The following is a 20,355-nucleotide window of genomic DNA, read 5'->3' on the forward strand; positions in this document are numbered from 1 at the left end:
CGTCGCGCGGGGATCAGCGCTTGATGGCGACGCCGCCCCAGTAGTAGGCCGCCTTGGGATCGGCCGGGGGCTCGCCGTCCGGGCGCCAGGCCAGGACCGGGGCGACGCCCGGCTCGACCAGCTCCCAGCCGTCGAAGAAGCGGAGCACGTCGTCGTAGCCGCGCGGCACCAGGGTCATCCCGCCGGCCCGGGCGGCCTCGGCGACCTTGCCGACCGCCTCGGGGTCGAAGTCCTGGGTGGGGGTGGTGAGGGCGAGGCAACTGCCGACGGGCAGGGCGTCGCGCAGCGCGGCGACCCGGCCCCACGGGTCGTCCTCGTCGGCGATCAGCATCAGTACGGCGATCATCAGCAGGCCGACGGGCCGGGTGAGGTCCAGCGTGGAGGTGAGCGCCGGGTCGGCGAACAGTTCCTCGGGCTTGCGCAGGTCGGCGTGGATGTAGGTGGTGCGGCTGGCGGGGCTGGAGACCATCAGGGCGCGGGCGTGGGCGAGCACGATCGGGTCGTTGTCGACGTAGACGACCCGGGTGCCGGGGCTGACGGCCTCGGCGATCTCGTGGGTGTTCGGCGAGGTGGGGATGCCGGTGCCGAGGTCGAGGAACTGGCGGATGCCGTGCTCCTGGGCGAGGTAGCGGACGGCCCGGCCCTGGAAGGCGCGGTTGGCCTTGGCCATCTCCTTGACGCTCGGCACGGCCTGCTCGATGGCCTGGCCCATGGCGCGGTCCGGCGGGAAGTTGGTCTTGCCGCCCAGCCAGTAGTCGTAGACGCGCGCGGAGTGCGGGGCGGTGGTGTCGACGCCGAAACGTTCCCACTGGCTCAGCTCGGCGGCGTCGTCGTCCTGCGGGCCCGGCTGGGGGAAGTCCTGACTTGTCGTCATGGCCACGTCCTCTGATGGCAGATCATCACACTGGGGAAGGCACAGCGTAGCGGTCCTGACGGGAAGCCGGGCGTCCGGTCCGGGAAGAAGTGTCGACGGGCTGGGGGAGCGGGGTGTCGGCGGCCCTTCCGGTCGGCTTTGTGGGCCGTCGGAGTGGTGATCGGGAGCGGCGGCGAGCGGCGGGGCAAGCATTAAGAATGCTGTCTGATCGTCAGATTAAGTCTTCGGTGAGCCCTCAGTTCAGTTCGCGCAGGTTGTTGCTGGTCGCGGCCGGGATGTCGCTGCTCGGCGCGGCCGCCGGCTGCAGGAGCCCCTGGAGCGGGGACGCCCCGACGGGGCCGGAAGCCGCTGCGGGCCCGCAGGAGGTCCTGGTCCCCGCAGAGGGGTCGCCGTCGCCGTCCGCGTCGTCCCCGGTGCCGTCCCCGGCGCCGCCGTCCGCCTCCGGCTCGGCTTCGGAGTCGAGCGTTCAGCCCGTCCGCAAGTCCCTCAGCGAGGCCGAGAGCAGGCCGGTGTACGAGCTGGACCCGGCGCAGCGGGTGGTGGCGCTCACCATCGACGACGGGCCGGACCCCAAGTACACACCCGCCGTGCTGGACCTGCTCCAGCAGCACGGGATCCGGGCGACCTTCTTCCTGATCGGCGAGAACGCCGTCGAGCACCCGGCCCTGGTGCGGGAGATCGCGGACCGCGGTCACCACATCGCCAACCACACCTGGACCCACCCCGACCTGCGGCACATGCCGGAGAGCGCGGTGCGGGACGAGCTGGAGCGCACCTCCGACCTGCTGCACCGGACCACCGGGCGGCTGACCACCTGGTTCCGGGCGCCGGGCGGGGACTGGTCGCCGGTGTCGCTCAAGGTGGCCGCCGACCTCGGCCTGCGGAACATGGGCTGGTCGGTGGACCCGAGGGACTGGTCCCGGCCGGGGACACCGGCGATCATCGACACGATCCTCAAGGAGGTCCGGCCCGGGGCGATCGTGCTCAACCACGACGGCGGCGGGGACCGCTCGCAGACGGTGGCGGCGCTGAAGACCTACCTGCCGACGCTGATCGATTCCGGGTACCTCTTCACGGCGCCGCCGAACTGAAAGGCGAACGGTCCGGGATATCGGCGGCATATGCCGATTGGGCAGGTAGCGGCTTTGCCGCTTAAACCGCCCGATCGAATGAATCAGCGGAACCGTTTCTTCGGTTTTTTGGCGTCTAGGGTGATCTCGCACCAATTCCTCAGGTACCTCTGTGTACCGCCTGAAAGGCCCTTGCTCATGCGTCTCCGCAATGCCGCGCTCGCCGTCGCCAGTGCCGTCGCCCTCGTCCTCGCCGTTCCGATGTCCGCCAACGCGGCCGTGGGGGAGTTCCTCTACAAGGTCGGGCCGGGGGTGCCGGCCGGGATCGCCGACCCGCAGAGCGGCAAGTGCATCAACCTCTTCGGGGCCACCGAGAAGGACCCGGCCTTCGCGCCGGAGAACCTCACCACCTCGACGGCGACGGTGTTCCTGGACTTCGACTGCAACGGTGACACCTTCTACGTGATGAACCCCGGAAAGATCCTCGGCGACAGGCTGAAGCTGCGCTCGGTGATCTTCTCCTGAGCGACGCGGACCGCGGGGTGGCCCGGGCCGGGCGGTCGGCGTAGCGTCGAACTGTCCGGCCCGGGCGCCGGTGTCCGCGGTCGGGCGGTGGGGGCCTGGGCGGAGTGAAGGAGGGCCTGGGATGACCGGCAACGGCTACGCACACCCCGAGGCGCTGGTCCGCACCGAGTGGCTGGCCCACCACCTGGACGACGGGACGATCCGGGTCGTCGAGGTCGACGAGGACACCACCGCCTACGAACGGGACCACATCCCCGGGGCGGTCGGCTGGAACTGGGCCACCGACCTGCACAGCCAGGTCGGCCGCGACTACGCGGACCGCGAGGGCGTCCAGCACCTGCTGCGGGCGGCCGGGGTGGAGGACGACACCACCGTGGTGCTGTACGGCGGCAACAACAACTGGTTCGCCGCCTACGCCTACTGGTTGCTGCGGCTGCGCGGCTTCGGGCCGGTGAAGCTGCTGGACGGCGGGCGCAAGAAGTGGGAGCTGGAGGGGCGGGAGCTCACCCACGAGGTGATGGACTACCAGCACACCCCCTACCGGCTGACCGGACCGGAACGGCCGGAGCTGCGGGCGATGCGGGACGAGGTGCTCGCCAAGGCGGAGGTGTTCGCCAAGCCGGGCGCCGACGCGGTGCTGGTGGACGTCCGCTCCCCGGCGGAGTTCCGGGGCGAGCTGATCGCGCCCCCGAACCTGCCGCAGGAGCAGGCCCAGGTGCCCGGGCACATCCCCGGCGCGGTCAACGTGCCCTGGTCGCAGGCGGCCAACGACGACGGCTCGTTCCGCTCGGCGGAGGAGCTGCGGGCGCTGTACGGGGGCAAGGGCGTCGGGGCGGAGCGTGAGGTGATCGCCTACTGCCGGATCGGCGAGCGGTCCGCGCACACCTGGTTCGCGCTCACCGAACTGCTCGGGTACCCGCACGTGAAGAACTACGACGGCTCGTGGACGGAGTACGGCTCGCTGGTGCGGGCGCCGGTGGCGCTCGGGGGCTGAGCCTCCGGCGGGCAGCTGCCGGAGCCGCCGCACGGGTGTGACGGGTGGGGTTCGTGACGGCGTCGCGGCGCCGTCATTTCGGCGCGTTTCTTTTCATGAACATCTCACTATCCGGGAGTGGACCGCGGGCCGCCGGGACAAGGATCGAACCGACCCATCGTTCCGGTGATCCTGGAGGACCACGTTGCGCAAGAGGCTGATCGTCTCTGCTGCCAGTGCCCTGAGCCTGTTCCTGGCCGTCCCCGCCTCGGCCGCCGACTTCCAACCCGGCGCGGCCGGGGTCGGCGACTCCTATTACCCGACCTACGGCAACGGCGGCTACCGCGTCTCCCACTACGACATCCGGCTGAAGTACCAGCCCGCCACCGACGAACTGGAGGGCACCACCACCATCCTCGCCACCGCGACCCAGGACCTCTCCCGGTTCAACCTCGACTTCGCGCTGAACGTCTCCGAGGTGCGGGTCAACGGGCGGCCCGCGACCTTCGCCACCAGCGGCGAGCAGGAACTGCAGATCACCCCGGCCCGCCCGCTGGCCAAGGGCAGCCAGGCCACCGTGGTCGTCCGCTACAAGGGCGTGCCGTCCACCGTGAAGAAGTACGGCTTCACCGCCTGGCTGCGCACCCCGGACGGCGCGGTGGCGGCGGGCGAGCCCGAGTCGGCCTGGTGGTGGTTCCCGAGCAACGACCACCCCAGCGACAAGGCCACCTTCGACGTCTCGGTGCAGGTGCCCGACGGCAACCAGGTGATCAGCAACGGCATCCTGACCGGCACGACCTCGCAGGCCGGCTGGACCCGCTACAACTGGCGGGAGAACAAGCCCCAGGCGACCTATCTGGCCACCCTCGCCGTCGGCAAGTTCGACATCAGCACCGACACCACGGCCAACGGGCTGCCGGTCTACAACGCGTACAGCAAGGACCTCGGCGACAACGCGGACGCGGCCCGCTCCAGCGTCGAGCGCACCGGCGAGCTGGTGGACTGGCTGAGCGGCTACTTCGGCGACTACCCGTTCAGCTCGGTCGGCGGCTACGTCCCCAACGTCCCGACCGGCTTCGCCCTGGAGACCCAGACCCGGGTCTTCTACAGCCCCCGGCAGTTCTCGAAGGGTGCCAACACCTCGGTGGTCGTGCACGAGCTGGCCCACCAGTGGTACGGCGACAGCGTCTCGCTCTCGCGCTGGAGCGACATCTGGCTGAACGAGGGCTTCGCCCGGTACGCGCAGTTCCTCTGGTCCGAGCACGAGAACGAGGGCACCGCACAGGAGCTGGCCGACTACGTCTACGCCTCGCACCCGGCCGACGACGCGTTCTGGTCCGTCAAGCCCGGAGACCCGGGCGCGGACAACCAGTTCGCCGGCGCCGTCTACGACCGGGGCGCGGTGGCCATCCAGGCGCTGCGCAACGCCGTCGGGGACGAGAAGTTCTTCCGGATCCTCAAGGGCTGGCCCACCGAGCGCAAGTACGGCAACGCGACCATCCCGGAGTTCCAGGCGTACGCGGAGAAGGTGTCCGGGCAGAAGCTCGGGGACCTCTTCAACACCTGGCTGTTCACCGCTGCCAAGCCGGCCGTCGGGCCGGTGGCGAAGGGGGCCGCGGCCCCGGCCTCGCTGGCGCCGGGTGCGCGGGCGGACGCGGGACAGGGTGACGGGCAGCAGCTGCCGGTGGAGCCGAAGTCCTGGAAGAAGATCCAGGAGACCAACTCCGTGCACGACGAGGCGCACTGACGGCCCGCTGTCCGGCGCTGCCGGTGAGGTGACGGGCGTGGTCCGGTCGCCCGGCCGTCCGGGACGGGGTTTCCGTCCCGGCCGGGCGGTCGGCCGGGCTACGCCGCTCCGGGGCCGTCCGCCGCGAGCAGCTCGGTGAGGCGGCGGACGGCGAAGGGTATGAGCTCGCGCACCGGGACCAGCCGGCAGGGCGCGTTGCCGACCAGCACCTCGCGGATGCCGGCCCGCGCCTCGAACTCCCGCCCCACCACCGGGAAGTGGGTGTCGTTGTCGTTGCCGACGTCGGGCGCTTCGAGCCAGACCCGCTCGCCCTGGATGGCCATCGGGAAGCGGCGGAGCTTGAGCCGGCGGTTGGGTGCGAAGGTCTCCGCGTAGTGCAGGAAGGTGTTGCGGTTGTGCCCGACGCCGACCAGCAGCACGTACCCGCCGAGGTCGTGCAGGGCGCCGAACGGGGACTCCCGGCCGACGGCGAAGCCGAACGAGCGGCGGGCGGTCACCTCCCGGGCGTGCGCGCCGACGGCGGCGACCGAGGCCTGCGGATGGGTGCTGCGCAGGCTGTCCGGCAGGGCGCGCAGCGCTTCGGCGATCGCCCCCATCCGGGAGGGCATGTCCGGGTGGAACAGCGGTACGGCGTCGCGGAGTTCGGCGATCCGTGGGGTGGGCAGGCCGGCGTGGTCGGGTGCCGGGTCGCAGACCGTGCCGCTGGTGAAGGTGGGCACCACGACGGTGCCGCCCGGCCCGACGGCCTCGCGCAGGCTGGCCACCACGGCCTCCGCCCCGCCCTCGACCCGGCCGAGGCTGGAGAGCGAGGAGTGCACGATCAGTGCCATGTCCGGGCGGACGCCGACCCGGCGCCAGCCGTCCACGAGGTCGGCGGTGGTGAGCGGGCTGGTGCCCGGAGTGGTCATGGTCCCCCCTGGTGGCGGTGCGGGGCACGCGGTGGCGTGCGGTCGGGTGCGGTCGGTGTGCGGTTGGGCGTGCCGGTGCGGATTCGTACCGGTGTGGTCTGTTTGTTCGGGCCCGACCATAGCGGGTGGCACTGACAATCGGTCAGGAGGGGGGACCCTGCGTCAGCCCACCGCGGGGCTGGGGCGGTCGTCGGCCGTGGCGGTCGGTCCGGTGGTCACCGGCCGTCCGTCTCCGCCAGGATGCGGGCCTCCTGCTCGGGGGTGAACCCGTGGCCGAGCGGTGGCTCGCCGCGACCGCGGTCCCAGGCGAGGACGTCGGCGGCGGTGACCGCGAGCGGGGTGGCGGGCAGTCCGGCCGCGCGGGCCAGGGCCGGGTCGCGCTGCTGGCCGGGCCAGAGCCGCTCGGCCCGGACCAGCGGGAAGAACGGCGGCGGGGCGGTCTCCGGGGGGACGGGGACGATCTCGATCTCGCTGCCCGCGACCTCGGCGCAGGTGGCGATCAGCCCGCCGAGGGTGGTCGGTTCGGCCGGGCCGACGGCGTGGAAGGCGCCCGGCCGCTCGTCCTGGAGCAGCCTGAGCACCAGCCGGGCCAGGTCGCGCGAGTCGACCACCTGGACGGGCTGTTCGGGGCGTGCGGGCAGCGCGATCCGGCCGCCGCGCGCCGCCCGGCGCACCCAGTACGTCAGCCCGCGGCCTTCGTCGTACGGACCGGCCACCTTGCCGGGGCGCACGATCGTCGCCCGGTCGCCGTAGCGGGCGGTGACGTCCCGCTCGCAGGCGACCTTGAGCCGGCCGTACGTCGCCTCGGTCAGCTCCTCGGCATCGCGCAGCGGCGCGCGCAGCGGGGCGGACTCGTCCGAGTGGGGGGCGAGTCCGCCCCGCCGGTAGACCGCGTGGCTGGAGACGAACAGGTAGCGGCCGGCCCGGTTGCCGAGGGCGTCCATCGCCTGGTCGACCTCGCGGGGGCGGAAGCCGCTGACGTCCACGACGGCGTCCCACTTGCCCTCGCGCAGGGCGGTGTAGTCGCCGGTGTCCCGGTCGCCGAGGAGGTGGCGGGCCTCGGGGAAGAGGCCGGGGTTGGTCCTGCCGCGGTTGAAGAGGGTGACCTCGGCGCCGCTGTGCAGGGCGTCGGCGGCGATCGCGCGGCCGACGAAGGAGGTACCGCCGAGTACGAGGATCCGCATGGACTCCAGGCTATGACCGGGTGTCAACCGGTTTGGGCCACGGTCGCGGCCGTGGTGCTCAGACGCGGTGCGGGGCCTTCGGGCGCTCGGAGGGCGTCGGGCGCTCGGGAGTCGGCTGGTCGGTGAGCCTCGGGTAGTCGGTGAAGCCGGTGGCCGTCTGGCCGTAGAGGTGGGTCTCGTCGACGGGGGTGAGCGGGGCTCCGGCGGCGAATCGTTCCGGCAGGTCCGGGTTGGCGATGAAGGCGCGGCCGTAGGAGACCAGGTCGGCGAGTCCGGCGGCGAGCACCGCTTCGCCGCGTGCGCGGTCGGTGGCGTCGCGGTTCTCGCCCACGTTGGCGATCAGCGGGCCGGACCAGCGGGGGCGCAGGGCGGCCAGGGCCGGGTAGTCGTCGTTGTCGGTGAGGTGGAGGTAGGCCAGGCCGAGGCCGTCGAGCTCGGCCAGCAGCGCCCGGTAGACCGGCGCCGGGTCGGCCTCGTACATGCCGAACTGCGGGTTGCCGGGGGAGAGTCGCAGACCTAGGCGGTGCGGGCCGACGGCCTCGGCGACGGCGGTGACCAGCTCGACCGGGAAGCGGAGCCGGTTCTCCAGGGTGCCGGGGCCGTACTCGTCGGTGCGCAGGTTGGTGTTGTCGGCGAGGAACTGGTGGATCAGGTAGGAGTTGGCGCCGTGCAACTCCACGGCGTCGAAGCCGGCCGCCAGGGCGTTGTGGGCGGCGGTGACGTGGTCGGCGACGGTGCGCCGGATCTCGGCGCGGGTCATCTCGCGCGGGGTGACGGCCTCGGCCTTGCCGCCGTCCCGGACGTGCACCGGGCCGGGGGCGGGGACGGCGGAGGGGCCGGCCGGGACGTCGCCGAGCAGCCGGTTCAGGGGGTGGCCCTGGCGGCCGCCGTGCATCAGCTGGGCGACGATCCGCCCGTCGGCCGCGTGCACCGCCTCGGTGACGGTGCGCCAGCCGGCCACGTGGGCGGCAGTCTCCAGGCCGGGCAGGCGCCAGCCGGACTGCCCCTCCCGGCTGGGCCAGATGCCCTCGGTGACGATCAGGCCGGCGCTCGCGCGCTGGGCGTAGTACTCGGCGACGATGGGCAGCGGCGTACCGTCCTCGGCGGCCCGGTAGCGCGTCATCGGGGCCATCACGACGCGGTTGGGCAGGTCGAACTCGCCGAGGCGGTACGGGCTGAGCAGCGATTCGGTGGTGGTCGTCATGCCGGTACCGTAGAACCTGACACTGGTGTCAGGTTCAACCTCCGGGGCGGACCGTCGGGGCGGCGCGCGAGGTCTCGGTGAGGACAACTCCTCGACACCGTAGAGGAATTCCGCCATTCGCCGAACTCGGCGGTGGCGCCCGGGAGGTGGAACAGGCCGCCCGCCGTCACCACGCCCACCCGGATCGGCCACTGGGTGACCGTGCGGAAAGGGCGTCGAGCGGGGCGGGCAAGGGGCGGGCCCGGGTCCAGGGGGGGGGGCGGCGGTGACGATGTTGCATGGCGGCGCGTCGGCCGGGCAGTCGGCGGACGGCGTCCCCAATGGCCCGTTGGCCCCAGGTGGCCGGTCCGGAGCCGGACCGGCCGGACGAGGACGCGGTCTCCAGCAGTTGGCGTGTGGTCGGCGCGTGGCCCGCCGTTGGACGGTGGTTCGGGACGTCGGTGCCGGTGCGTCGGGGGCGCGGGTGCCGCTGGGGGGAGTGTGGCGCACGGGCTGCCGGGTGTCGCGGGGCGGTCCGCGCTCGCGCAGCGACGTCCGGTGTTCCGGCTGGGGTTCCGGGCCGAGGGTGCCGGGCTGGGGTCCAGACCGGGGTTCCGGAACTATCTCGACGTGAAGTATCTTGATGTCGAGATTGATGGTGGACGCGAAACGAGGGCCTGTCATGCGGGGGAACGGACTGTGGGCGCAGCTGCGGCGGCCGCCGGGTGGGCGGGACGCGCGGATCATGCTGCTCGCACAGGGCGTGGACCGGACCGGCAGCGGAGTGTGGGCGGCCGCCTCGGTGCTGTACTTCACCTACGTGTGCGGGATGGACGCCGGACGGCTCGGGCTGCTGCTCGGCGTGGGCGCCGTCGCGGGGATCGTCGGTTCGCCGCTGGCCGGTCGGGCGGCCGAACGGCTGCCGGTGCGCGGACTGCTGATCGGCTGCCACCTGCTGCGGGTGGCCACCATGGGCCTGCTGCTGGTGGTCGACCACTTCGCCGCGCTGCTGCTGTCGGTCGCCCTGACCTGCCTGGCCGAGCGCGGGGCCAAGACCCTGGAGATGCTGTTCGCCACCCGGATCGCGGGCGAGCGGCGGGCCACGTACCAGGCGCTGTTCCGCAGCGTGGCCAACGGCGGCTACGCGGTCGGTACGGGCTTCGCGGCGATCGGTCTGGCGGTCGGGAGCACGACCGCGTACCGGGCGCTGATCGTGGCCAACGCGCTCTCCTACCTGCTGGCGGCCGCGCTGATCCGGCGCACGGCGGAGCCGGCGGGGCGCGGCCTGGTCGCGGCGGTGCCCTCGCCCGCCCAGGAGGCGGCCGGCGGCGGGCCCGCGGCCGTACCGAGCCCCTGGCGCGACCGCGGCTACCTGCTGTTCGTCCTGCTGGACCTGCCGATGTGCCTGGACGACTCGGTCCTCAACGTCGGTCTGCCACTGTGGCTGATCCACCACACCGGGGCGCCGCACGCCGTCGTCCCGGCCTTCCTGACCGTCAACACCGTGCTGGTGGTGGTGCTGCAACTGCGCGTCTCCGCCTGGGCCGAGAACCCGCGCGGGGCGACCACGGCGGTCGGCTGGTACGGGTTGACACTGCTCGCGAGCTGCGCGTTGATCGCGCTCTCCACCGGCGGAGGGCCGTTGACCGCCTCGCTCGTCCTGCTGGCCGCCGCGGCGCTGGTCACCCTCGCGGAGCTGATGCGCTCGGTGAGCTCCTGGGAGCTGGCGGTCAGCCTGGCGCCGCCGCGGGCCAAGGCCTCCTACCTGGGGGTGGCGGGGATGTCCCAGTCGGTCCAGAAGTCGGTGGGGCCGATGCTGCTGACCGGCGTGGTGATGGCGGCGGGCCCGGCGGGCTGGTTGGCGCTCGGTGCGGCGTCCACCGGCCTGGCCGCGGTGCAGCGCCGGGCGAGCCTGCGGCGGCTCGCGGCGCTGGAGGCGTCGGCGGGGGCGTCGGCGGCGGCGGTCGTTGGCTGAGCGGCCGGTCCCTGGTCGGGGGCGCGGTCCACGTGGCGGTGGTCACGTCGGCGCCGGACGTGCACTGGGGGCTCACGGTCACCCAGCCGGACGCCTGACCGTCCGGGGGAGGCGATCGCTCCTCCGTGGCGGCTCGCAGTCACACCCCCGCCGTCTGGTCGACGACCGCCCGGATCAGGCCGCGGCGTCCGTGATGGCGCAGTTCGCGGCGCTGGCGGACGGCGCCGTTGCCGCCGCGGTGGAGCTGTTCGATCAGGCGGGCGACGCGGGCGCGGTCACCGCTCTCCCTGAGCGGACCGGCGAGGTGCGCGAGCAGACCGGCGGTCACCTCGCGGGCCGGGAGCATGCGGTTGCTGAGCGGGTCGTGGAGAGTGCCGACGGCACCATGGCGGGCGGCGTACCACGCGGTGGCCCGCAGGAACTCCGGAGGCCGGTCCGAGGCCGGACCGGCGCCCTCCAGGGCGCGGGCGGCGAGCGCGCGGACGAGACCGGCCAACAGGACGGCCTCGTCCACGTGGAGCTGGACGTCCATCGCGCGGACCTCGACCGTCGGGTAGTGCTGGGACAGCCGGGCCTGCCAGTAGAGCTGGCCGGTGTCGCCGATCAGGCCGGTGCGGACGAGTTCGCCGCTCCGGTGGTCGTAGTCGGCGGCGTCGGTGAACCGCGGGGGTAGCCCGGCCACCGGCCAGCGGTCGAAGACGATGGTCCGCCAGCTGGCGAACCCGGTGTCACGGCCGCGCCACATCGGCGAGTTCGCGGCGAGTGCGGTCAGCACCGGCAGCCACGGCCGCAGGGCGTTCAGGACGGTGACACGGTCGTCGGGATCTCGAACACCGACGTGGACGTGCATCCCGTTGATCAACTGTTCGTCGGTGAGGGCCGGTGCCTGACGACGCATGCGCAGGTACCGGGGGGTGGGCGTGACGGGCACGGCGAGTCGGTCGACGAACGGCGCCGAGCCGACGGCGGCGAGGCGGCACCCGCAGGCCTCCGCCGCCTCCCCGAGGGACAGCCGCAGCCGCAGCAGATGGCCGCCGACCTCGTCGAGGGAACGGCAGACGGGTGTGGCGACCTCCAGCTGGGCCTGGCTCACCTCGCGCTGGACCTCACCCTCGGTGAGGGCGGACCGACGCGCGGCCGCCTGGACGACGCGCGATGCCCGCGAGACGGGCACGCCGGTGACGGGGTCGATCAGGAGGTACTCCTCCTCCACGCCGATGGTGAGCACGAACTGCGCGTACCCGCACGTTCGGGTTCGAACCGGTGCGCCGGGGGCCTGCCGCCGCGTTCGCGGACGAGCGGTGAGCCGTGGGTGGTGAGCGGTGAGCCGGCACCGTTTTCCGCGCGGGGGCCCGGGCAGACGCCGCCCACGGACCAGTCACAGGTACCCGTTCTGGAGGCCCTCGCCGCCTTCCAGGACAATCCGCTGACCGCCTTCACCCCGCCCGGCCACAGGCAGGGCCGGGGCGTCGACCCCCGAACCCTGCGGGCGCTGGGAGCGGACGTGTTCCGCGCGGACGTGCTGGCCACCGGAGGCCTGGACGACCGCGGACCCCGAACTGCGCAGCGTACGCGTCACCGTCGAGGAAACCTCCCGCTGAACCGCCGGGCGGCCGGCCGACGGCCGCTTTCCCCGGGGGCTCCGGTGGCGGGGGCCGCCGCAGTTCTTCCGCCGGTCTTCCGGCGCGGTCACCGGTGCTCCGCCCGGATGCCGCCGGTCGCGGGAACGCGCCGGGCGCCAGGGGCCGGATCTCCGGCGCGCCGTTTGCGCACTGACGGCCGGGGTTACCCGAGGAGGGCAGTCCCGACAACGAGGAGTCCATCGCATGCAAGAGCCCGGCCCGCTGAAGAAGATCGCCGACAAGGTCGTGGACGTCGTCCAGAACGCCGCCTCCGCGGAACGTCCGGAGGTCCCCGGCGCGCCCGGCGCGGCCCCGCCGAGCGTCGCGGAGCCCGTCGACCCGACCGGTCCGCTGCCCCCCAAGCCGGACCAGGCCGCGCCCCGGCCGGTCACCGCGACCGGCCGTGACACGGGTGCCGGGGCGACCGCCCGGTCCCAGGACGGCCAGTTCCTGACCAACGCGCAGGGTGCCCGACTGCCCGACGGCGACCACTCCCTCAAGGCCGGCCCCCGCGGCCCGGTGCTGCTGCAGGACCACCACCTGCGCGAGAAGATCACCCACTTCGACCACGAGCGCATCCCCGAGCGCGTCGTCCACGCCCGGGGCGCGGCCGCCCACGGTGTCTTCCGCGGGTACGGGACGGCCGCAGCCGTCTGCAAGGCCGCGTTCCTCGCCGAGGACGTCGAGACGCCGGTGTTCGTGCGCTTCTCCACCGTGCTCGGCTCCCGCGGATCGGCGGACACCGTCCGCGACACCCGCGGCTTCGCGACCAAGTTCTACACCTCCGAGGGCGTGTTCGACCTGGTCGGGAACAACATCCCGGTGTTCTTCATCCAGGACGCGATCAAGTTCCCCGACGTCGTCCACGCGGCCAAGCCCCACCCGGACCGGGAGATCCCGCAGGCCCAGTCCGCGCACGACACCTTCTGGGACTTCGTCACCCTCCACACCGAAGCCACCCACCACACCCTGTGGAACATGTCCGACCGGGGCATCCCGCGCTCGTTCCGCACCATGGAGGGCTTCGGCATCCACACCTTCCGCCTGGTCAACGCCGACGGTGCGAGCACCCTCGTCAAGTGGCACTGGAAGCCGAAGCTCGGCGTGCACTCGATGGTCTGGGAGGAGGCCCAGCTGGTCGCCGGGGCGGACCCGGACTTCCACCGCCGCGACCTCGCGGACGCGATCGAGGCGGGAGCCTTCCCCCAGTGGGAACTCGGCATCCAGACCTTCCCCGACACCCCCGAGCAGACCTTCGAGGGCATCGACCTCCTCGACCCGACCAAGATCGTGCCGGAGGAACTCGCACCGGTGCGCCCGGTCGGGCTGCTCACCCTCAACGCCAACCCCACCAACTTCTTCGCCGAGACCGAGCAGGTCGCCTTCCACCCCGGGCACCTGGTGCCGGGGATCGACATCACCGACGACCCGCTGCTGTCGGGGCGCCTGTTCTCCTACCTCGACACCCAGATCACCCGGCTGGGCGGCCCGAACTTCGCCCAGATCCCGATCAACCGCACCCACGCGCCCGTCAACGACATGCTGCGCGACGGGTTCCACCAGCACGCCGTCCACTCCGGCGTCGCGCCGTACAAGCCGAACTCGCTCGACGGCGGCTGCCCGTTCTTCGCCGGGGCCGCGGAGCGCGCCTTCATCGAGTACCCGACGCCGGTGGCCGCCGCCGCCAAGGTGCGCGAGGCCCCGGCCTCGTTCGCGGACCACTTCAGCCAGCCGCGCCTGTTCTGGGCGAGCATGAGCCCGGTGGAGCGCGAGCACATCATCGCCGCGTACACCTTCGAACTCGGCAAGTGCTACGAGCAGGCCGTCAAGGAGCGCGGTCTCCAGGTGCTGGCCCGGATCGACGCCGACCTGTGCGCCCAGGTGGCCGCCGGCCTCGGCCTGCCCGCGCCCGAGCCCACCGAGCCGCCCGCTCAGGTGCGGCCCAGCCCCGCCCTCTCCCAGCTCGGCCGGACCTGGCCGGTGGACGGGCGGGTCGTGGGCCTCGTCGCGGGAACCGACCACGGATCGCTGGCCACCGTGCGCCGGGCCGTGCTCTCGGCCGGACTGGTCCCCCTGGTGATCGCCGGCGCCGGGGGCGAGCTCCGGACCGCCGGCGACGGCGAACCCCTGGCCGTGCAGCGGACCTTCGACACCGCCCGCTCGGTGGAGTTCGACGCGGTCGTCCTGGTCGGCGCCCCGGGCCCGGCACGGGGGGCGAACCCCGCCCGCGACGCCAAGGCCGGCGCCCCGAAGCCGGACGCCTCCGGCATCGACCCCCGCCTGGTGCTCATGCTCACCGAGGCCTACCGGCACTCCAAGCCCCTCGTCGCCGTGGCGGGCGGGCAGAGCGCGCTGCAGGCCGCGGGCATCCCCACCAACGCCCCGGGCGTCCTCGCGGGCCTCGGACCGGACGAGGCGATGGGACCGCTCATCGAACTGCTCGCCGGCCACCGGGTCTGGCACCGCTTCCCGCCGTCCTCCGAGGTCGGGGGCTCGTAGCAACCCCCTTGCCCCCTCGGCGCCTTCCCCGCTCTTCGGCACCGCGATGCAGTGGTCGGCTCACACCGCCTCAGCCGGCCCACCGGACCAGTCGACGGGCCGCCGGCCTGGGCCGGTGGTCGCCGTACCGGCGGCGGAGCCCGGTCGCCGCCCGGTGCGGTGGGCCCCTCCGGTACCCGGACGGCTCGGACAGGCATCACGTCAGGGAACTCCCCCGACCTTTGACAAGGGGGCGGACGCCAGCTCATCCGGAGGCGTGAACGGCTGGGGCACGAACGGCAGTTGGACCGGAGGACGGTCACAGGCGCAGCAGCCGGCGGGCGTTGCCGGAGGCGATCTTCTGCTTGTCGGCGTCCGGGAGGCGGGTGCGTTCGAGTGCGGTGACGGCCGCGCTCGTCCTCTCGTAGGGGTAGTCGGCGGCGAACAGCACGCTGTCCGGGCCGAGTACGCGCACGAGTGCTTCGATCGCCGCCGGGGACAGGACGCCACTGGTCGTGGCGAGCACGTTCGTCCCGAAGTACCGGGACGGCTCGCGCCGCAGCCGCTGCGGGACGGCGAGGGTGGCGTAGCGGGAATCGAAGCGGGAGAGCTGGAAGGGGAGGAACTCGCCGGCGTGCCCGAGGATCATCGTCGCGTCCGGGTGCCGGTCGAACACCCCGGACATGACCACGCGCATGGCGTGGCCGCCGGTGGCGGCCTGCCAGCTCCACAGCGCGCCGTCCAGCTCGGGGTGGGCGTCGAGGACGTGCCAGCGGTCGGCCGGCGGCATGCCGGGGTGCAGGTACAGCGGTACGCCGAGGTCGCCCAGGGTGGCCCAGACCCGGTCGAAGGCGGGGTCGTCGAGGTAGCGGCCCTGGATGTGGTCGTTGACGAGCGCGCCTTTGAACCCGAGGCCCTCGACGCTTCGACGCAGTTCCGCGACGGCGGCGGCCGGGTCCTGGAGCGGGAGCGCCGCGAAGGCGGCGAACCGGCCGGGGTGGGCGTCGACGATCCCGGCGAGGCTGTCGTTGACGTAGCGGGCGTTGTCCACCGCGCGGGCCGGGTCGGCTTCCGCCTCGATGCCGGGGACGGTGAGGGAGAGCACCTGCAGGGCGATGCCGTTGGCGTCCATGTCGGGCAGCCGGTACCGCATGACGTCGGGGAGCCGTGCGGCCATGTCGGCGAGGAAGGCCGGTTCGATGTTGTCCGGCATCGGGAACGGCGGCCGTCGGTCGGCGAGGCCCGGGATTGCGATGGCCTCTTCAACTGCGATGTAGCCGCGCATCAGACGCGTCCCACCGGGACGAGGATCCTGGCTCCGCGGGTCGGCCGCTCGGCCTCGTCGAGCATCAGCGCCGCGACGGTGGCCCGGGAGGCGTGCGGCGGCAGTAGGGGCTTGGCGTAGTCCTCCAGCGGGATGTTGCGGCGGCCGGTGCTGACGCCGCCGGTCCAGAGGTCGGGGGCGTGGAAGACGGTCGCGCCGCCGTCGAGGGCGATCGCGTCCGCTGCGGCCTTCTCCGTCAGCTCCTCGCCGACGAACGCCTTCATGATGCACTGGTAGATCCCTCCGCCGGCGCCGACGGAGGGGCCGGAGCCGAGCGCGCCGAGCCAGAGGGTGCGCACCGGGACCTCGGCGAGGACCCTCGCGCCGGCGACGAGCGCTCCCGGGCCGTCGCCCTTGCCGATGCCGAGCGCGGAGAGCACCACGTCGACGTCCGTCAGGTCCGGGAACGCGGCGGGGGCGGTGACGTCGGCCCGGCGGACCTCGACGTCAGGCCGTCCGTGCACCGCGCCGGTCTGCGGCCGGCGGACCAGCGCGACGACCTCGTGCCCGCGCTGAAGGCCCTGCTCGACGATGAGGCGCCCGACCCTGCCGGTCGCCCCGAGTACGGCGATGCGCATGCTTCCTCCCGATGACTGAACACCTGTTGGTTATGTAAGTGAACAAGTGTTGGTAATCGCCTGTCAAGGCGGGGCGGCTTGGCGGCAGGCTGAGTTGGAGGCGGGCGCGCGGGCGGCGGTAGAGTGAACGGGTGTTGCCGAACGCCGGGAGTACGCCTGTGAGCAGCGGAGAGGCCGTCCCGCGCCGACGGAACCCCCGGGGACAGGGGCAGGCCCTCAAGGTCGAACTGGTGGAGGCCGCCGCCCGGCTGCTGGCCACGCTCGAACGCCCCGAGACGCTCACCCTCCGGCAGGTCGCCCGCGAGGTCGGCGTCGCCCCCGCGAGCATCTACGGGCACTTCGCGGACCTGGGCGCGCTCGTCCAGCACGTGCTGCGGCTGCGCTACGACGAACTCGCGGCGGTCATGCACGCGGCGGCGCAGGGTGCCGACGACCCGCTGGCGGACCTGGTGGGCCGGTGCGCCGCCTACGTGCACTGGGGGGTCGACCACCCCGGGGAGTACCGCACGCTCTTCGGTGGCGGGATGCCCGCCGAGCTGGTGCCCACCAACGCGCACGGTGCGGGAGAGGAACTGCTGGGATCCGTCGTCGCCTCGCTGGCCAGCGTCCGGCAGGAGCGGCCGGGGCGCCGGGAAGGCCAGGAAGGCCAGGGGCCGCGCGGGCCCGAGCAGGAGTGGCAGGCGGGCCTGCTGCTCTGGACCGCTTTGCACGGCCTGGTCGCGCTGTACAACGCGCACGGGAACATGCCCTGGCCCGATCTCACCGACCTCATCGCACGGACCCTCGCCCTGCACACCGGAAGGACCGTCGACGAGGTCGCGGAGCTCGCCCGGGCGGCGCACCGCGAACCGCCCGGTTCCGTGCCCACGCGTGGATCGATGTCGGCGGCGCACCCGTCGACGAACCCGCCGAACCCGCCCACTTCCACCCCCTGATCACCATCGCGCCGCATCACCAGGCGGACTGACGGCAGGTCATGGAGCGGCCCTGGCGCCCGGCCCCGACCGTCCGTTCCGCGCAGGGCGGCGTCACCCGTCGCCGGCATTGCTCCGTCGCTGCTCCGCGGGCCCGCCGCGGACTCCCCCCGGCGGGTGCCCGGCGTTCGCGGCCGCGGGAATGTGACCGGTCTGACAGACATGTCCCGGCACGGGCGGGTTACCGGCTGGGGGTGGAGATTGCCGGCGTGGACGTGGTCGCGCGCGGGGCGAGCGTGCGCGGGCCCCGGGGAGCGGTGTTCGAGAATCTGGACGTGGACGTGGACCCCGGCGGGCTGCTGGTGGTCCACGGGCCGGGCGGCTCGGGCCGCACCACGGTGCTGCTCGCGCTCGCGGGGCGGATGCGGCTGGACGGCGGAGCGGTCCGGGTGGGCGGTCACGCCCTGCCCCGGGGCGGCCGTCGCGTCAGGGAACTGGTGGCGGTGGCCCGTGCGGAGCCCGCCGTCGGCCTGGACCCGGACCTGCGGGTGCGCGAACTGGCGGCCGAGCGCCGGTGGTTGGGCCGCCGCCGGGAGGGCGGCGCCCGGCTGGACGAGGCGTTCTCGGTCCTCGGCGTCGACGTGGACCGCCGGACGCTGGTGCGGGACCTGCCGCCGGTGGAGGCCCTGGGCGTGGCCCTCGCACTCGCTCTGGCCACGCGTCCCGCCGTGATCGTTGCGGACGACGTTGACCGTGGGTGCCCGGAGGAGGAGCGCACCCGGGCGTGGCAGCTCGTGGGCCTGGTCCTCGGGGTCGGTTGCACCGTCGTGGCGGGTGCGCTCGACCCGCCCGACCCCGGGGTCGGCCTCGACCCCGCGCCGGGGCTGGTGGCCCTGCCCCGGCGGAGCCGTCTGCCCGAGCGGCCGGCGCCGGCGGACGAGCCGGATGTCTCGGCGCGAAGCCCCCGGCGGGTGCTCGGACGGCGGGGACCGGAGGACGGGGACGCCCGCGCGTCCCGGGAGGGGGAGGGCACATGACCGCGATCAGGCTCGCCGTGCTGGAACTGCGCGGCTTCCGGGGCCCGCTGAGGCGGTTCGTCCCGCTCGTGCTGTGTCTGGTCCCCCTGCTGTACGGCGCCATGTACCTGTGGGCGAACTGGGATCCCTACGGGAAGACCGGGCACATCCCCGTGGCGGTGGTCAACGAGGACCGGCCGGCCGAGACCCGACAGGGACAGCGGGTGGACGCGGGCGCCCAGGTCGTGACGGAGCTCAAGGCCTCAGGGGAGTTCGACTGGGCGTTCGTCGACGACGCCGCGGCCCGCACCGGCCTGGAGCACGGGCGCTACGCGTTCACCGTCCGGATCCCCGCCGACTTCAGTGCCCGCCTCGCCACCGGCCCCGACGCACAACCGGAACAGGCCCGGATCCACATCCAGCTGAACGACGCCAACAACTACATCGCCGGCGTCATGACCGAGGTCGTCCAGACGAAGCTGCAGGAACAGGTCAACTCCGCCGCGCACGAGGCGTACGTCCGCGGCGTCTACGGCCGGCTCGCGGACATCGGCGGAAAGCTGAACACGGCGGCACAGGCGGCGCAGGGGCTCGTGAACGCCACCACCGTTGCGCAGCAGGGGAGTTCCGCCGCCGCCGGTGCCGGTGCGACGCTGCAGTCCGGCTCCACCCAGCTCGCCGACGGCGCCCAGAAGCTCAGCCAGGCCACGGCCCAGGTGCACGCGGCGGCCGCCGCCCTCACCGAGGCCGCGCCGCAGCTGAGCACGGCCACCGACGCCGTGGTCAGCGCGGCCACTGTCGTCTCCCAGGGCGTGGACGCCGTCCACACCGCAACCTCGACGGTGAAGCAGGGAACCGCCAAGGCGGTGGCCGATCTGGACCGCCTGGCCGAGGCGCACCCGGGACTGGGTGACGACCCCGTGTTCCAGCGCGCCAAACAGGACATGACGGCGGCCGACACCGTCGCCGGCCAGATCGACGGTCACGCTGCCACCGCCAGCGGCAACGCCCACGCGGCGCGCCAGCAGGCCGTCGCCCTCCAGAAGACAGCCGCGGCCGCCCAGCAGTCCGCCCAGAACGCGCAGACGCCGCTGGCCCTGGTCGACTCCGGCGCCCAGAGCATCGCCGTCGGGACCACCACCGTGTCCGCGGGTCTGTCCGCCCTCCAGCAGGGATCCGGGGCGCTGAAGACCGCCGCCGACCAGGCCCACACCGGCGCCACCACGCTGGCCACCCTGATCGACGACGGCAGGAAGCAGGTCCCCGTTCTGGATTCCGGACAAGTGGACCATGCGTCGAAGGTGTTGGGGACGCCCGTCGACATCGACCGGTCGAACCTCCACCCAGCCGGCGTCTACGGCCGCGGGCTGGCCCCGTTCTTCTTCGGCATCGCGCTATGGGTGTTCGGCCTCTTCGCATACCTCTTCCTGCGACCGGTGAACACCAGGGCGCTGGCCGCGCGCACCCGGGCCTCCACCCTCGCCGTTGCGGGCTGGCTCCCGGCCGCGGCGCTGGGCGTACTCGGAGCCCTGATCCTCTACGGCGTCGTCAGCGCGGGCCTCGGGCTGCACGCGCAGGCCCCCTGGAAGACCGTCCTGCTCCTCTCGGTCGGTGCCGCCGCGTTCGTCGCCGTCGACCACTGCCTGCGGACGGCGTTCGGTACGGCGGGTGACGTGCTGTCGCTGGTCCTGCTCATCCTGCAACTGACCGCTTCGGGCGGCCTGTACCCGATGCAGACGACCCCGGCGCCGTTCCAGACGGTCCACCCGTTCCTGCCGATGACCTACCTGGTCGACGGGCTCCGGGTGACGATCAGCGGTGGCCCGGCCTCCCACCTCACCCGGGACCTCGCAGTCCTGGCGGGTTTCGGCGTCCTGTTCCTGGCCCTCACCTCGCTGGCCCTGTGTCGTCGACGGGTGTGGACGGTCTCCCGCCTCCACCCCGACCTGGACCTGTGACGGACGGACCGCCGGAGGTGGTGAGC

At 73.4% G+C, this 20,355-nt stretch carries 16 protein-coding genes; 9 read left to right on the forward strand and 7 right to left on the reverse strand.

Going from position 1 to position 20,355, the window contains the following annotated elements:
- Positions 1 to 13: 13 nt before the first annotated feature.
- Complete coding sequence (locus HS99_RS36415; RefSeq protein ID WP_078867748.1) at positions 14 to 874, reverse strand: SAM-dependent methyltransferase; 861 nt, start codon at positions 872 to 874, stop codon at positions 14 to 16.
- 227 nt (positions 875 to 1,101) lie between these two features.
- On the opposite strand from HS99_RS36415, the gene HS99_RS36420 reads away from it, so the two are divergent.
- The 4 genes from HS99_RS36420 to HS99_RS36435 all read left to right on the forward strand — a co-directional run bounded on the left by HS99_RS36420 (position 1,102) and on the right by HS99_RS36435 (position 5,189).
- The gene (locus HS99_RS36420; protein ID WP_141763884.1) at positions 1,102 to 1,965 is read left to right on the forward strand and encodes a polysaccharide deacetylase family protein; all 864 of its coding nucleotides are present in this window, start codon (positions 1,102 to 1,104) and stop codon (positions 1,963 to 1,965) included.
- Positions 1,966 to 2,142: 177 nt separating this feature from the next.
- Complete coding sequence (locus HS99_RS36425; RefSeq protein WP_030290648.1) at positions 2,143 to 2,469, forward strand: hypothetical protein; 327 nt, start codon at positions 2,143 to 2,145, stop codon at positions 2,467 to 2,469.
- Positions 2,470 to 2,590: 121 nt separating this feature from the next.
- Positions 2,591 to 3,463, forward strand: coding sequence for a sulfurtransferase (locus tag HS99_RS36430; RefSeq protein WP_030552408.1), 873 nt, complete (start codon positions 2,591 to 2,593; stop codon positions 3,461 to 3,463).
- Between the two features lie 184 nt (positions 3,464 to 3,647).
- On the forward strand, positions 3,648 to 5,189 hold the full coding sequence (locus HS99_RS36435) for a M1 family metallopeptidase (protein WP_030290643.1): 1,542 nt from the start codon (positions 3,648 to 3,650) through the stop codon (positions 5,187 to 5,189).
- Positions 5,190 to 5,287: 98 nt separating this feature from the next.
- On the opposite strand, the gene HS99_RS36440 is transcribed toward HS99_RS36435, so the two are convergent.
- The 3 genes from HS99_RS36440 to HS99_RS36450 all read right to left on the reverse strand — a co-directional run bounded on the left by HS99_RS36440 (position 5,288) and on the right by HS99_RS36450 (position 8,485).
- Positions 5,288 to 6,097 carry an AAC(3) family N-acetyltransferase gene (locus HS99_RS36440; protein ID WP_043387577.1) on the reverse strand — a complete coding sequence of 270 codons (810 nt, stop codon included), beginning with the start codon at positions 6,095 to 6,097 and terminating at the stop codon, positions 5,288 to 5,290.
- A gap of 215 nt (positions 6,098 to 6,312) precedes the next feature.
- The gene (locus HS99_RS36445) at positions 6,313 to 7,281 is read right to left on the reverse strand and encodes an NAD-dependent epimerase/dehydratase family protein (RefSeq protein WP_030552405.1); all 969 of its coding nucleotides are present in this window, start codon (positions 7,279 to 7,281) and stop codon (positions 6,313 to 6,315) included.
- 58 nt (positions 7,282 to 7,339) lie between these two features.
- A complete protein-coding gene (locus HS99_RS36450) occupies positions 7,340 to 8,485 on the reverse strand; it encodes an alkene reductase (RefSeq protein WP_046387183.1) in 1,146 nt (381 codons plus the stop codon).
- 661 nt (positions 8,486 to 9,146) lie between these two features.
- Between HS99_RS36450 and HS99_RS36455 the strand changes: the two genes are divergently transcribed.
- Positions 9,147 to 10,439, forward strand: coding sequence for an MFS transporter (locus tag HS99_RS36455; protein ID WP_043387575.1), 1,293 nt, complete (start codon positions 9,147 to 9,149; stop codon positions 10,437 to 10,439).
- A gap of 139 nt (positions 10,440 to 10,578) precedes the next feature.
- On the opposite strand, the gene HS99_RS36460 is transcribed toward HS99_RS36455, so the two are convergent.
- Positions 10,579 to 11,667 (reverse strand): carboxylate-amine ligase, encoded by a 1,089-nt coding sequence (locus HS99_RS36460; RefSeq protein ID WP_030552401.1) that lies wholly within the window; start codon positions 11,665 to 11,667, stop codon positions 10,579 to 10,581.
- 598 nt (positions 11,668 to 12,265) lie between these two features.
- Here HS99_RS36460 and HS99_RS36470 point away from each other — a divergent pair.
- A complete protein-coding gene (locus tag HS99_RS36470) occupies positions 12,266 to 14,560 on the forward strand; it encodes a catalase (RefSeq protein WP_030290633.1) in 2,295 nt (764 codons plus the stop codon).
- A 298-nt stretch (positions 14,561 to 14,858) separates the two neighbouring features.
- Here HS99_RS36470 and HS99_RS36475 read toward each other — a convergent pair whose 3' ends face one another.
- The gene (locus HS99_RS36475; protein ID WP_030290631.1) at positions 14,859 to 15,824 is read right to left on the reverse strand and encodes an amidohydrolase family protein; all 966 of its coding nucleotides are present in this window, start codon (positions 15,822 to 15,824) and stop codon (positions 14,859 to 14,861) included.
- Entirely contained in the window at positions 15,824 to 16,441 is a 618-nt protein-coding gene (locus HS99_RS36480; RefSeq protein WP_030290629.1) for an NAD(P)-dependent oxidoreductase, read from the reverse strand. The genes HS99_RS36475 and HS99_RS36480 overlap by 1 nt, the downstream gene beginning before the upstream one ends.
- A gap of 158 nt (positions 16,442 to 16,599) precedes the next feature.
- Here HS99_RS36480 and HS99_RS36485 point away from each other — a divergent pair, with 158 nt between their 5' ends.
- The 3 genes from HS99_RS36485 (at position 16,600) to HS99_RS36495 (ending at position 20,329) form a co-directional block, all read left to right on the forward strand.
- Positions 16,600 to 17,376 (forward strand): TetR/AcrR family transcriptional regulator, encoded by a 777-nt coding sequence (locus HS99_RS36485; protein ID WP_063738000.1) that lies wholly within the window; start codon positions 16,600 to 16,602, stop codon positions 17,374 to 17,376.
- A 233-nt stretch (positions 17,377 to 17,609) separates the two neighbouring features.
- Positions 17,610 to 18,392 carry an ATP-binding cassette domain-containing protein gene (locus tag HS99_RS36490; protein ID WP_244888883.1) on the forward strand — a complete coding sequence of 261 codons (783 nt, stop codon included), beginning with the start codon at positions 17,610 to 17,612 and terminating at the stop codon, positions 18,390 to 18,392.
- Positions 18,389 to 20,329, forward strand: a complete 1,941-nt coding sequence (locus tag HS99_RS36495) for a YhgE/Pip family protein (protein ID WP_030552394.1) — start codon at positions 18,389 to 18,391, stop codon at positions 20,327 to 20,329. The genes HS99_RS36490 and HS99_RS36495 overlap by 4 nt, the downstream gene beginning before the upstream one ends.
- Positions 20,330 to 20,355 lie beyond the last annotated feature (26 nt).

This window comes from Kitasatospora aureofaciens, from assembly GCF_001188955.3.
GTDB classification, from domain to species: Bacteria; Actinomycetota; Actinomycetes; order Streptomycetales; family Streptomycetaceae; genus Kitasatospora; species Kitasatospora aureofaciens.